We start from the raw sequence: 14567 nt of genomic DNA on the forward strand, positions 1-14567 counted from the left end.
ATCCTCCTTATGCTTTGCCAAAACTGCAGTAAGGGTAATGGCATACTTCGCAGTTTAGGCATAACCCGCCATGCCCCAAAACGGCAAGGTCTTTTTTGCTTAACCGTTCATCCGCCATAATACGCGGCAGCACAAGGTCAAAAATAGTGCGCTTAGCATACATTACACAGCCCGGCAGCCCAAGAATGGGGATATTACCGTTATAATAAGACAGCAAAAACATGGCACCGGGCAAAACGGGTGCACCATAAGAGACAATCTCAGCACCGGTTGCTTTGATTGCCGCAGGTGTTTTATCATCGGGGTCTACACTCATACCGCCGGTACACACTACCATGTCAGCGCCCTCGTCCAAAAACTCCCGTATTCTTGCCGTGATGTTTTCAGGGTTATCGTCCGAAAGTTTTTGCCCTAGCAAGGTCACATCATATTCACTGAGTTTTTGCATGATAACAGGGCCAAAGGTATCTTTAATTCTGCCGTAATACACCTCATTGCCCGTAGTTACAATGCCCACCTTTTTATGGCGGTAGGGCAGCAAAGAAAGTAACGGCTTGTCGCCTGCAATTTTTTGTGCGGCGTGTAGCTTTTTTTCGTCGATTACAAGAGGAATCACACGGGTGCCTGCCAGTTTATCCCCTGCTTTTACCGGGAAATTATTGTGACGGGTGGCAATCATAATTTCATCCAATGAGTTGATTTCATCCAAACGGGCAACATCTACTTTAAACACACCATCGCATTCGGCGATGAGCTCGATCTTGCCTTCTTTTACTTCACTGGGTTTCATATAATCATTTCTGCAGATATCATAAAGGATTTGCGCTGCCTCATTTTCATGCAGCATCCCCTCTTGTTTTTCCCAGATATACAGATGGTCTTTTCCCAAAGAAAGCAACACGGGGATATCCTCTTCGGTTACAACATGGCCTTTACGAAAACGAGCTTGTTTGGTAACGCCTTTCACAATCTGTGTAATATCGTGGCATAAAATATGCCCCACAGCATCCTTGGTATCAATCAACTTCATCGCAACACATCTCCAAAATGTTTATTAAATAAATCATCTGCGGTTTTGTATACTTCACGTTCAAAGCAGGAATAACGCTGCATAAAGTCTTTGCCCTGCTCGGTAAGCTCTGAGCTGCCGCCGCCTACACCGCCCACGCGGCGTGTCATAAGGGGGAACCCGAGCCCCTTCTCTGCCTCTTTAATAATCTTCCATGCTTTACTGTAAGACATCTTGATTTGTGCAGCAGCGGTTTGGAGCGAGCCTGTATCGGCAACATGCTGTAAAAGCTGCATCACACCGGGGCCGAAAAAAGGTTCGCCTTTTTTTAACCGAATGCGCAGAGAATAGCTTAAGTTTGCGATGACAACCACGCCCCTTCAATTCCGTTATATTTTTTTAAGAATAACGAGGTATCGCCAGTTTATCATAATTTTAAATAATGGTCAAGAATATCCGCCTATGCTATAGATATTATCTATGGCAAACACAAAAAGCAACCGCCGCACATGCGACGGCCGCTTTTCTGTTAAGGGGGGAATTATCATTTTGTATTATCGCCTGCATAATTGTAGGTTTCATCCACAATGCGCTCCATTGCATTGAGGATATTATGGTAGCCTGTGCAGCGGCATAGATGACCTGAAATAAGCTTTTTGAGTTCTTCGCGGTTGTACCGTTTGCCGGTACCGACAATTTCTACCGCGGACATAATAAGCCCCGGGGTGCAGAAACCGCACTGAACAGCCGCTTCTTCAACAAATGCCTTTTGGATGGGGCTAAGCTCGCCATTAGGACCTTTCAGCCCTTCTACAGTCATAATTCTTTTTCCTTCTGCCCAAACAGTAAGATAAATGCAGCTATCAATTGCTTCGCCGTCTACCAAAACGGTACAAGCACCGCATTCGCCAACCTCACAGCCGCGTTTTACACTGGTAAGCCGCAATTTATTGCGAAGGGTATCCACCAGCGCCTCACGCTCATCCACCATGATTTCAACTTCTTTTTCATTAACGATCATCTTCATCAATTTATTCATAGATGGCACCTCCCGCAAAAACAATTGCCTGTTTGAGTGCACGTTTTGATAATTCTTCTACAAGCTGCAAACGGAACTCTTTTGAAGCACGCCAAGAGGTTCTGGGGTTGACCTCGGTAATTGCCGTTTTCCCTACCTGCTCGAACAGTTCAGGGGTAATCTTCTGCCCTTTTACAAGCTTTTCTGTTTCGTGGCAGCGCATGGGTACAGGGCCTGCAACGCCAAACGCAAGGCGCATATCTTCAATCGTGGTTTTATCGCTACTGAGTTTAACATTTACCGCGCAACCGAGGGTTGCAATATCCATAGCATTGCGCTGTGCATATTTAATGTAATGTCCGCCAAATCCCTCGTAATTATCCTTTGAAATATAGATAGCGGTTACCAGTTCGCCATGTTCAAGGTTTACCTTGCCCGCACTCTTGTAAAAATCTGCAATAGGCAATGTACGCTTGCCTGCTTTGCCGGTAATTTCAACAACTGCATTGAGCGCAAACAGTGTCGATGCACTGTCGGCACTGGTAACACCGTTGCAGATGTTACCGCCGATGGTACCTATGTTGCGGATTTGGGGACCGCCTACCTGATCAACCGCATTGCCGAGGATAGGAATGTATTTTTGAATAATTTCGTTATAAGTTACGTGAGAGAAAGAGGTGCCGGGCTTTATTACAATGGTGCCGTCTTGCTCAAGGTAAATACCCTCAAGTTCTTTTATGCCGTGGATGCTGACGAGACTGCAGCCCGCAAGTTTACCCTCGCGAATTTTGATGAGCACGTCGCTGCCGCCTGAAATAATGATTGCTTTCGGGTCTGCCAAAAGTGCATCGATTGCATCCGGTATACTCTTTGCCTGATAGATTTTTTCAATATCATACATAAGTCATGCCCCCTTTCTAAATTAAGCCTGCTTCTGTAAATTTCTCGACAAGCTTTTGCGGATTGAGTGGCAAAGTGTTAATTGCTACGCCGGTTGCATGCAAAACTGCGTTGCGGATTGCCGGCGCCGGCGGGATAGCCGGAGGCTCGCCAAGTGCTTTGTTGCCGTATGGACCGCTTGGGTCGAGTGTTTCTACAAAATCAACATGCAAATCCGGGGTATCCATGCTGGTGGGGAGTTTATAGTCAAGCAGGTTATTGTTAAGGGGTTTACCTTTTGCATCATAAAGCAGCTGCTCTGAAAGGGCATACCCAAGCCCCATGCTCATGCCGCCATGCACCTGCGCTTCGGCAAGTTTGGGGTTAATAAGCACGCCGCTGTCGTGCACATTGATAATATCGATAATATGAACCTTACCGAGGGGGATATCCACCTCTACTTCGGCAAAGCATGCACCAAATGCAAAGGTGTTGTCTTTGCAGTGGTTGGTTGCTTCAGCAGTAATATGCACAGAATGGTCGAGGCTGTAAAATGCCTCCATCGCAAGCCTTTCCATCGTAAGCAGCACATCGCCGTTTTCTTTATCAACAATGTTACCGTCGCAAATATCCAATTTTTCTACCGATATTTTCAGCATATAATTCGCATAATCTAAGATTTTTGCTTTAAACTGCTCAGCTGTTTTCTTAACTGCCATACCGCTTACATAGGTTTGACGGGATGCATACGCACCGGTATCAAACGGGGTTACATCGGTATCCTGTGTAGAAATAATATGAATATCCTCCAGTTTAAAGCCGATTGTTTCTGCAGCCATTTGAGTAAATACGGTGTCTGCGCCCTGGCCTATTTCGGTAGCGCCCATTTGCAGCTGCGCCGAACCATCTTGATTCAAAATCAATCGGCTGCTTGCTGTTTCAAGCGAAATGGGGTATACACCTGTTTTATAGGTAAAAATAGACATACCCACACCACGGCGGACGGGGCCGTTTTGATTTGCATATTTTTTACGTTTTTCGTCCCAACCAATATGCTCTTTGCCTTTTTTAATACACTCCAGTAAACCGGAAGAATAGCATGTTAAGCCCGTGAAGGGGTCTTTGTATCCCAAAGGCATACAGTTTTTCTCACGAAACTCTATAGGGTCAATGTTGAGCGCTCTTGCAATATCATCCATTTGGCTTTCCATTGCAAAAGCCACCTGCGGAATACCGTATCCGCGCATCGCTCCGCCCGAGCAAATGTTTGTGTATACTGTGTAAGCATCCGATTTAAGCCCTATTTCATCTTGGTAAAGGTAGCGGTACGCATTGGATGAATTTGCAACAATTGCATGCCCGTGCGACGCATAACCGCCTTGATTGGAGTAAGCCTCTAAAGTGCGGCCAACCAATTTACCGTCGGATGTAACCGCAGCCTTTGTTTTAAATGCAATTGCATGGCGTGTACGTGTAGAAACAAAGGTCTCCTCACGAGAAATCTCCAGTTTTACACAACGTCCGCCCACTTTAGTACACAAAAATGCATTCAGCGGTTCGTAAAGAACTTCCTGCTTATTACCAAACCCGCCGCCTATATACGGTTTAATTACGCGCACCTTACCCCACGGAATACCCATTGCCTGGCCTATAACACGGCGTACAATATGAGGAATTTGAGTGGAAGATACAACAACGATTCTGTCTTTTTCCATATATGCATAAGAGATTGGCGGCTCGATGTGGCAGTGCTGTACAATTTGTGTTTCGTACTCGCCTTCAAATACATGTGCGCCTTCCTTTTGGAATGCTGCGTCCGGGTCGCCAACGGTATAGGAGGTGTGTTTGAGCACATTATCGGGGTGTTCATCGTGAATGACGGGTGCCCCCTCTTTCATCGCCTCAGCAGGGGTAAGTACCGGCTCCAGTTCTTCGTATTCCACTTTGATTCGCTTCAGTGCACGGCTTGCAGCAACCTCATCTTCTGCCACAACCGCGGCAATATCATCACCGTAAATACGTACGCGCTGATTCAACAGCTTTCTGTCGGCTACATCTTGATGAGATGCTTCAACGGACCAAGGATGGCCTGGCGTTGGGAACTGGATATCGGGAACATCAAAGCAGGTAACAATCTTCACTACACCGGGAACTTTTTCTGCTTCGGAAATATCCATGCTTTTGACCCAGCCATTAGCAATCGTGCTGTGCAAAACTTTAGCAACAAGCATTTCTCTTTCAAAAAAGTCATCGGTATAGCGCGCTCCGCCTGTTACTTTTTCCACTGCGTCAACACGATTAATACTCTTTCTGATTGCCACGTTATCACCCTCCTGTTATGTATCGTCTGGTACCAAGGTGTTTTACCTCGCTATGCCAGACTTTTATATAGATACTTTTGTTGAATTTTATTATACATGTATTAGTCATACTTTTCAATAGTATTTACAAAGTTTCGGAACATTTTTCTATTTTATTAATCAATATAGTACATATTGCACAACAAAATGAATAAAAATGGCAGTTGCAGTAAACAGAGAATAAGTTATCCCTGCTTAATGCAACTGCCTGATATGAGGTAGGTGTGTTATCGTGTTTTTATGCCTTTGATGTATTTATGAATGACATTTCGGTCATCCGACAGGTAAATCATACGTTCCAACCGTTGTTGTAACGAGAATTCTTCCGAACCCTCCAAATTACTGTCATCCAGCACAACTGCGTCAAACTCGTAGCCCTCTTCGAAACTGCCAACCTTGCCCCAAAATGAGCCACCGCCTTTGGTTGCCATATAAAATGCCTCGGGTACAGTGATTGGTGCAAGTGCTTTATCTTTAAGCGTCCAACGCAGTTTCGAAGCACGTATTGTATCTGCCATTGCTTTAAAGATGGAGAGGTCAGCACCGCCTGCAACATCGCTTCCCAACCCAATACGCATATTACGATCCAAATATGTGCGCACCGGTGCAACTCCGCTGCAAAGATTCATATTCGACTGCGGACAATGCGCAATGTACACACCGTTTTTGTCCATCAGTTCCAGTTCTGTTTTATTGGGGTGAACACAATGCGCCATGATGGTTGGACAATTACCGCCGAATACACCGTATTTTTGGTAAGCCTCTCCGTAACATTTGGTATCGGGGTGCAGCTGCTGCACCCAAGCGATTTCAGACGCATTTTCAGATAGATGCGATTGCAGGGGAACATTATATTTTCTTTGCAGCTCACCGATACGCTCCATCAGTTCGTCCGTACAAGAGGGTATAAAACGAGGTGTTAAAATGGGTTTGACGTTTTTATATCTACCTACGCATTCTTTCAACCAATTTTCGGTATCCAAAGCCGATTGTTCTGCTGTTTCAATCAAATTATCGCTGCTGTTTCGGTCCATATTTACTTTACCAATGTATGCCTGTACACCGGTTTGGTCTAATAAATCCATCAAAATAAAAGTTGCAGGTACATGCAGTGTGGCAAAAATTGCCGCACGTGTGGTTGCACTTGCAGAGAGCGCCCGTGCAAAACGCCCGTATGCTTTTTTAGCATATTCCACTTGGGCATATTTAGCCTCCTCGGGGAATGCATAGGTATTCAGCCAAGGTAGCAGCTCCATATCCATACCCAGCGAACGGTACGTAAATTGCGGAGCGTGAACATGTAAGTCGGTAAGCCCGGGGATAATCAACTTAATGCCGTAATCTTCAACACAAATGCCTTCGTATTGCTTGGGAATCGTTTTGAATATGCCCGCAACTTTACCGTCTTCACAAACTAAATAAGATGAGGCAGCAGTTACCAAATTATTCTTATCCTGCGAATAAACAATGTTGCCTTTGAGCGCGAATAGATTTTTATTCATCTTAAATCCTCCATTTTCTTATGGCGGCGGTTGCAATAAAAAAGCTCGAGTTTTCATATTGTATGCGGTTGGTGTTGTCTTTTGTAAACATTTGGTTTATAATGAAAAATGCCTTGAATATTGCAACGGAACGTTCTCATGTTGATTATGCATATTCATTAAAAGTCATACTAATAATTATAGTAGCGGTTTTTTTGACGACTTACAATATACATATTGCATAATAATGTTAATATTTATTAATGCAATTATAACATGAACCGTTGCTTTTGTACAAATTTTTTAGATTCGAGAGGAGCCTATCCATGCCGGATAACTATGAGCTGCCCCATTTTGGCGGTAAACTGATGTCTACGCAAGTAAGTGCCTTGCTGATGAAGGAATTAAAAAATGGAATTTTCTCCAAAAGCGAAAAACTCCCCTCTGAAGTTGAGCTGGCAGAGCGCCTTGGTGTATCTCGCACGGTAATTCGTGATGCACTGTCCGACATTGAGAGAGAAGGTTTTATAGAGCGTGTTCGCGGTATTGGTACAGTCATCTGCCGTGACATCGTAAATCTTACCAATCGGCTTGACCTAAAGCTGGAGTATAATGAGCTGATTGTCAACTCCGGTTATACCCCGTATACAGATAATATCAAACTTCGTATAGAATATGCGGATGAAGAAAACGCAGAGCTTTTAAATGTAGACGAAGGGTCAAAGTTAATCGTTTGCGAAAAACGAGTACTCGCCGGTAATATTCCCTGTATCTATTCTATCGACTATCTCTCGTATGATTTGTTCAGCGGGATAGAATATACGGACATCGACTGGTCAAAGCCCATTTTCGATTTGCTAGACAAATATTGCGGGTTAATTGTAGTTACCGATATCGCCAAAATCACTGCCACCAATGCGGATGAATTTATCCGAGAAAAGCTACAGGTACAACCTAAGCAAGCATTGATTTTGTTAGATGAAGTTGGTTATTGCAAACTGAGCAGACCTGTAATGCGGTCTCTTGAATTTTATACCGACTTTTTTGATTTTACTATGCTCCGCAAAAAGTTTTAGCTTACATCCCCGATAAATTATCGGGGATTTTTTACTGCTTGAATCAAACATAAAAAAATAATCGGCTTGATAAATAGTTGAAAAACGCAACTCTTTGTCGATAATATAATAGAAGATAAAATGTTCGTATGATATACTTGTTATATATATAACTGAAAAACGAGGTGAGCTAGATATGACTTTTCCAAGGTCAAAAATCAGTAAAACCTTTTTAATTCTATCGGCGATTTCTATTATCTTTTCATTGGGAGTTGCTGCTTATATCAAAGCCTTGATTCAATCGCAAAAACAAGAATCCAACCTTTTGTTGTATGAAGTTAGCCGACAATGTGCCAACGTTGTTTCAAAAGAAATTGACGGCAATTTTAAAGAACTTGAAGCATTGGCCGGATTTATTGGAATAAGCGGAACCCCGGAATATGAAAAATTGAAAGCTGTAATAAACACAGAAAACAACAGAAGCTCTTTTTTAAGGCTGGGCTTTGTATCAATAAACGGGCTGAGCTATATGGTTGATAACTCTGGAAATGAATACCGCAATGTGGATTTTATTGATCGAAAATTTTCAAACGGATTGTTTTTAGGAGAGCCTTATGTATCGGGCATCATTAGTAGCAGCTTTCATTACACTGGTGAAGTACAATTATATGCCGTACCCATTTACAATAAAGAAAATTTGCTGGGTGTATTATTCGGAATTATAGACATCAAAGTATTACGGGATGTTTTAGCAATTTCAAATTTTGGCGGCAAAGGTTACTCTTATATCGTCGATAAAGACGGAAATGTTATTATACCTTCTACACATCCCTCTTCAGCTACCGACATAAAGAACTTTTTTAATCTGAAATATGAAAATGAAAATGATTTGCTTCAAATGAAAGAAGACATGCTGCAAAATAAAAGTGGTGTAATTGATTACAACTTTCAAGCAACCGAAAAGTGCCTAGCCTATATTCCGCTTGGTATAAACGATTGGTATATAACCAGCGTGGTTCCGAAATCTGCCATTAACAAGCATTATATTAAAATGTTGGATATCACGATTGGTTCGGTTATTATTGTCTCATCTATTTTCATCCTTCTTTTATTGCATATTAACCGTATGCAAAGAAACAGCAGGCTATCTATCATGAAACTTGCGTATTATGATGATTTGACAGGCTGTTATAATAAAAACAGGTTTTTAGACAGAGCATCCGAGCAGCTTCGTATAGGCATTTTTAATTATGCCATCGTGATGTTTGATATCAATAATTTTAAACCAATCAACGAATTGTTTGGTTACAATGAAGGGAACTGCGTCTTAAAACATGTAGTTGCTGTATTTGCGGAACAACTGTACGGTGATGAGATTTATGCCCGAAATGTTGCAGATAACTTTTGCTTGATGATGAGAAACGATTCCGCATTGGATGTTCGGCTTGAACGCATTATGCGTTTGGTAAGTGATTATGCTATCCACAGCAACCTTAATTATAAAATTACTTGTCGCTGTGGCGTTTGTATTGTAAATGAATCAAACCGTTCTCTTGATATTAACACTTTATTTGACCGTGCAACGCTCGCTTTATCTCAATCAAAAGGCAAACATCGCAATATCATATTGTATTACGATGAAGAAGTTCATTGTAAGGCAGCAACAAGAATCGAGATCGAAAAAGATATGATTGACGCTTTAAACAACCACGAATTCGTCGTCTATCTACAGCCAAAATACGACGCCCAAACAGAACAAATTTGGGGTGCCGAGGCTCTTGTGCGCTGGCACCATCCTCAAAAAGGCATCATTATGCCAAATTCATTTATCCCGTTATTTGAAGAGAACGGCTTTATTACCGAGTTGGATTTATATGTTGTGAAAAAAATCTGCCAAAAAATGAGAAAATGGATTGATTTGGACTATGATGTTTTTCCAATTTCGGTAAATCAGTCTCGTTTATTGTTGTATCAATCAAATTATGTTGATAAGTTAAAAAATATAATTTCAGAATTCAATATTCCCGCAAGATTAATTGAATTAGAAATTACCGAAAGTGTGGTTTTTGAAAACCGTGATGCAATGATTGATATTGTAAAGCAGCTGCATTATACGGGGTTTCTTATTTCTATGGATGACTTTGGTTCTGGATATTCATCACTCAATATTCTAAAAGATTTGCCGATTGATACGTTAAAGTTAGACAAAGAGTTTTTTGATAAGGCAGCAGACACAAAACGAGGTAAACAAATTATTTCAAGCATTATTCAAATGGCAAAAAGCCTATCTATCACCACCGTTTCTGAAGGTGTAGAAACAAAAGAGCAGGTGCATTTTCTCAAAGAAGCGGGCTGCAACATACTACAAGGCTACTATTTTTCTCACCCTATGTCTATTGAACAGTTTGAAAAACTTGCATTTCATCAAAATGTAAAGGCGTTTCCACTAAACTTCTAATGCATCTCTGATAAAATCCTGTCATCCCTTGGGTGGCAGGATTTTTTTTGTGAAATGATAAATCTTATTATTTTATTGGCGATGCTTTTTTACAGAAACTAATTTATGTAGCTTGACTTTTGTAATATTTGCCGATAAACTATATTTCATATATAATCAGTATGATTTATAAACTATCTATTTAAATTGTTCTACACCATATTATACAATTGGTTACTTAAATTTTTGTTGCTTTTTTCATAAATTTATTATAAAATTAATTATACTTTACTCCTTTAACTTGTAAAATCGTCTTGGTTGTTTATTTTAAACGGAGGTTTCTTTATGAGCATCGCCAGCCTATTTCAAAACCGTTCCACCATTTTTTCGTTCGAGGTTTTCCCGCCTAAACGCAACAGCCCTATTGATACCATTTACAAGACATTGGATGAACTGCAGGATTTAAAGCCTGATTTTATCAGTGTTACCTATAACGCAGGCGGAAACGGTGCTGCATCCAAACAGCCTACTTGCGAAATAGCATCCATCATCAAAGAAAAGTACAATATCCATCCCCTTGCACATCTTACATGTGTTAACTCAACGCGTGGAGAGATTGTTGCAGTTTTAGATGAACTGCGCAATAACGGCATTGAGGATATTCTTGCCTTGCGTGGTGATATTAACCCAGATGTACCGCCTAAAACAGATTTTACCCATGCCAGTGAACTGATTACTTTTATAAAAGAGCAGGGCGGTTTTTCGCTGTCTGGTGCTTGCTACCCCGAAGGGCATTGTGAATGTGCCGATGTCATATCGGATATCCACAACTTACGTAAAAAAGTGGATGCAGGTGCGGAACATCTTATCTCCCAGCTGTTTTTCGATAACAGTGTTTTTTACTCCTTTGTAGAACGTGCGCGCATTGCGGGGATTACTGTGCCGATAGAGGCAGGAATTATGCCTGTTGTAAATAAAAAGCAGATTGAACGCATGGTATCTCTGTGCGGTGCGAGTTTGCCCCACAAGTTTACTAAGATGATTAACCGTTACGACGGTCACCCCGATGCGCTGCGCGACGCCGGTATTGCCTATGCGGTAGACCAAATCGTTGATTTAATTTCCAACGGTGTTGATGGAATTCATCTGTACACGATGAACAACCCCTATGTAGCACGAAAAATAACAGAGAGTATTTCTTCGCTGCGTATCGTATAATCGGGTTACATAAATGCAGCTGAGGGAGGTGTGCAAAATTGAACTTTGTCCTCGATTCAATCCCTGCGGACGAGGTGCTGCGTTATTTGGGTTGCAAGAAGCAAAACGATGACATACGCGCACTTGTTGAAATATGCAGTGCCGAATTGTTGGCAGCGGTTGCTCCGCGCAGGCTTTACCGCGTTTTTGATATCACCCCTGCGGTAGATGGCAACGGCATTGCACTTGCAAACTGTGATTTTGTTCTACCAGGCAATGATATTTCTGCTTTATTAAAAGATTGTAAGCATGCGGTTCTCTTTTGCGTTACACTCTCTTCGGGCATAGATAATCTTTTGCGGCGCGCTCAGCTTACTGATATGAGCCGTGGGGTTGTATTGGATAGCTGTGCCTCTACAGCTGTGGAAGTGCTTTGCAACCACGTTGAGGCTGAGATTAAACAGCTATTCAGCGGCTGCTATTTTACAACGCGTTACAGCCCTGGTTACGGCGATTTGCCATTAACCATTCAAAAAGATTTTGTTCAGCTTTTAGACGCACCCCGAAAAATAGGTGTTTGCGTAACCGAAAGCAGCATCCTCACTCCACGAAAATCAGTTACTGCGGTAATTGGTATATCAGAGCATCCCATAAAACAACACAAACAAAGCTGTGAAACATGCAATATGCGCGAGGAATGTGCTTATCGCAAAAGGGAGGAATACTGTGGACTTTAAAACACTGCTGCAAAAAGAATTTATTATACTCGATGGAGCTATGGGCACCATGCTGCAGAAAAAAGGGATGCCATTGGGCGCTGTACCCGAAACCATGTGCCTAGAACATCCCGAATGGCTTTTGGATATTCACAAACAGTACATTACCGCCAGTTCTGATATTATCTACACCAACACCTTTGGCGCAAACTCTTACAAAACAAAAAATTGTGGTTACACAGTAGAACAACTTATCTCCGCGGCAGTTGGATTAGCAAAACAAGCCGTAACAGAACTGGGCACTGATACCCTGGTAGGACTGGATGTAGGACCAATCGGGCAATTATTGGAACCGACCGGTACGCTATCTTTTGAAGATGCGTATGAATTATTTGCGCAGCAGGTACGCGCAGGGGTCGCTGCAGGGGCAGATTTAGTTGCCATTGAAACCATGACCGACCTTTACGAAATGAAGGCGGCTTTGCTTGCCGTAAAAGAAAACTGCACCTTGCCCGTAGTATGTACTATGACATTTGAGCAGACCGGACGCACATTTACAGGTTGCGCTGTATCTGCAATGGCGCTAACTTTAGAGGGATTAGGCGCAGACGCAATCGGCATTAACTGCTCACTGGGGCCAAAAGAGCTTGCACCTTTGATAGAGGAACTGAGGCAGTGGACAACTCTGCCTATTATCGCCAAGCCCAATGCCGGATTGCCTGACCCTAACAGCGACAGCTATGATATTACACCAGCAGAATTTGCAAATAACATGGCGCAACTTGCAAAACTCGGTGTAAAAATTCTCGGTGGCTGCTGTGGCACCAACCCCAATTACATCACTGAACTCAAGCAGGGCCTGCAAGGTTATACCTATAACAAGCCTAATGTGCAAATCCCTGCTGCTGTTTGCAGTGCCAGCAAGGTTGTACCTATTAATCGGGTGCGCATCATTGGTGAACGTATCAACCCTACAGGCAAAAAGCTGTTTAAAGAGGCTCTTAAAAACCAAGACCTCGACTATATTCTCACACAGGGGCTGGAACAGTGCCAAGCAGGCGCAGATATTTTGGATGTGAATGTGGGCTTACCTGAAATTGACGAGCAGAAAATGATGGTGAAGGTACTGAAAGCACTGCAAGGTGTTACCGATACCCCTTTGCAGATTGATTCTTCAAGCCCTGCGGTGCTTACTGCCGCACTTAAGGTTTATAACGGCAAGCCCATCGTCAACTCGGTGAACGGCGACGATGAGGTACTGGACACCGTACTGCCGGTTGTAAAAAAATACGGTGCCGCGGTTGTTGGGCTGACCCTAGATAAACGCGGTATTCTCAAAACAGCACAAGAGCGTTTTGAAATCGCCAAAAAAATTGTTGACAGGGCAATTTCTTATGGCATCCGCAAAGAAGATGTTTACATCGACTGCCTTACTTTGACCGCCTCGGCAGAGCAACAAGCCGTAATGGAGACATTAAAGGCTGTGCGCATGGTAAAAGAAAATCTTGGTGTAAAAATTGTTCTTGGTGTATCCAATATCTCGTTTGGCTTGCCGGCGCGCGAGCTCATCAATCAAACCTTCTTGACACTGGCAATGGGTGCGGGGCTCGACCTCCCTATCATTAACCCCAACGTAACTTCTATGGTAGCTGCCATTCGCGCATATTCTTTGCTTTCGTGTACCGACAAAAATGCAACTGAATTTGTATCGTTGTATGGCGGTATTGCCTCACCTACCCCCAAAACAGACCCAACGCAAAATCAAATGGAACTGGATTACGCCATAAAAAGCGGATTAAAAGCCGATGCAGCAAGAATTACCGCCAAACTTTTACAGACCGTTGACCCGATGGAGCTTGTTAACACCAAGCTGATACCGCCTTTGGATAAAGCAGGAGTTTCGTTTGAAAAAGGCGACATTTTTTTACCGCAGCTGATACAGTGTGCAGGTGCGGCACAAGCAGCCTTTGAGGTAATCAAAAGCAAAATGGCTCTGAATGGCGCAACCGTCAGCCGCGGCAAAATCGTGCTTGCCACCGTAAAAGGCGACATCCACGATATTGGTAAAAACATCGTTAAAATTTTGCTTGAAAACTATGGTTATACTGTAATTGACCTTGGCAAGGATGTGGAGCCCGCTGCAGTTGCGGATGCCGTGCTTGAGCACGAAGTACCACTTGTAGGGTTGAGCGCTTTAATGACAACCACACTGGGCAGTATGGCTCAAACCATTGCCTTACTGCATGAACGGCAGCTGCCCTGCAAAGTAATGGTTGGCGGGGCAGTACTCACCGCAGACTATGCCGCAAAAATCGGGGCGGATTACTATGCGCGCGATGCAAAAGAATCGGTTGACATTGCAAAAAAGCTGTTGGGATAATACAACAAAACATAAAGCACAAAAGCTCGAAAACC

Annotated in this window: 11 protein-coding genes; 5 read left to right on the forward strand and 6 right to left on the reverse strand. The window is 42.8% G+C overall.

The window, feature by feature from the left end:
- Positions 1–7 precede the first annotated feature (7 nt).
- The 6 genes from EDD70_RS08630 to EDD70_RS08655 all read right to left on the reverse strand — a co-directional run bounded on the left by EDD70_RS08630 (position 8) and on the right by EDD70_RS08655 (position 6768).
- Positions 8–1030: a molybdopterin-binding protein gene (locus EDD70_RS08630; protein ID WP_092751019.1), complete on the reverse strand. Its 1023-nt coding sequence runs from the start codon at positions 1028–1030 to the stop codon at positions 8–10.
- Positions 1027–1383 carry a winged helix-turn-helix domain-containing protein gene (locus EDD70_RS08635; RefSeq protein ID WP_242943063.1) on the reverse strand — a complete coding sequence of 119 codons (357 nt, stop codon included), beginning with the start codon at positions 1381–1383 and terminating at the stop codon, positions 1027–1029. The genes EDD70_RS08630 and EDD70_RS08635 overlap by 4 nt, the downstream gene beginning before the upstream one ends.
- 170 nt (positions 1384–1553) lie before the next feature.
- Positions 1554–2048, reverse strand: coding sequence for a xanthine dehydrogenase subunit XdhC (gene xdhC, locus EDD70_RS08640; protein ID WP_092751017.1), 495 nt, complete (start codon positions 2046–2048; stop codon positions 1554–1556).
- The gene (xdhB, locus tag EDD70_RS08645) at positions 2041–2928 is read right to left on the reverse strand and encodes a xanthine dehydrogenase subunit XdhB (protein WP_092751015.1); all 888 of its coding nucleotides are present in this window, start codon (positions 2926–2928) and stop codon (positions 2041–2043) included. Before xdhB ends, xdhC begins: the two co-directional genes overlap by 8 nt.
- Before the next feature lie 16 nt (positions 2929–2944).
- Positions 2945–5227 (reverse strand): xanthine dehydrogenase subunit XdhA, encoded by a 2283-nt coding sequence (gene xdhA / locus EDD70_RS08650; protein ID WP_092751013.1) that lies wholly within the window; start codon positions 5225–5227, stop codon positions 2945–2947.
- Between the two features lie 266 nt (positions 5228–5493).
- Positions 5494–6768, reverse strand: a complete 1275-nt coding sequence (locus EDD70_RS08655; protein ID WP_092751011.1) for an amidohydrolase family protein — start codon at positions 6766–6768, stop codon at positions 5494–5496.
- Between the two features lie 305 nt (positions 6769–7073).
- Between EDD70_RS08655 and EDD70_RS08660 the strand changes: the two genes are divergently transcribed.
- From EDD70_RS08660 to EDD70_RS08680, 5 genes are all read left to right on the forward strand, one after another.
- Complete coding sequence (locus tag EDD70_RS08660) at positions 7074–7823, forward strand: GntR family transcriptional regulator (protein WP_092751009.1); 750 nt, start codon at positions 7074–7076, stop codon at positions 7821–7823.
- 175 nt (positions 7824–7998) lie between these two features.
- Positions 7999–10260, forward strand: coding sequence for a bifunctional diguanylate cyclase/phosphodiesterase (locus EDD70_RS08665; RefSeq protein WP_092751006.1), 2262 nt, complete (start codon positions 7999–8001; stop codon positions 10258–10260).
- A gap of 324 nt (positions 10261–10584) precedes the next feature.
- Positions 10585–11457, forward strand: a complete 873-nt coding sequence (gene metF / locus EDD70_RS08670; protein WP_092751005.1) for a methylenetetrahydrofolate reductase [NAD(P)H] — start codon at positions 10585–10587, stop codon at positions 11455–11457.
- Positions 11458–11495: 38 nt separating this feature from the next.
- Positions 11496–12173 carry a vitamin B12 dependent-methionine synthase activation domain-containing protein gene (locus EDD70_RS08675; RefSeq protein WP_092751003.1) on the forward strand — a complete coding sequence of 226 codons (678 nt, stop codon included), beginning with the start codon at positions 11496–11498 and terminating at the stop codon, positions 12171–12173.
- The gene (locus EDD70_RS08680) at positions 12163–14532 is read left to right on the forward strand and encodes a homocysteine S-methyltransferase family protein (protein WP_092751001.1); all 2370 of its coding nucleotides are present in this window, start codon (positions 12163–12165) and stop codon (positions 14530–14532) included. The genes EDD70_RS08675 and EDD70_RS08680 overlap by 11 nt, the downstream gene beginning before the upstream one ends.
- The last annotated feature ends 35 nt before the right edge of the window (positions 14533–14567 follow it).

This window comes from Hydrogenoanaerobacterium saccharovorans, from assembly GCF_003814745.1.
Taxonomy (GTDB): Bacteria; Bacillota; Clostridia; order Oscillospirales; family Ruminococcaceae; genus Hydrogenoanaerobacterium; species Hydrogenoanaerobacterium saccharovorans.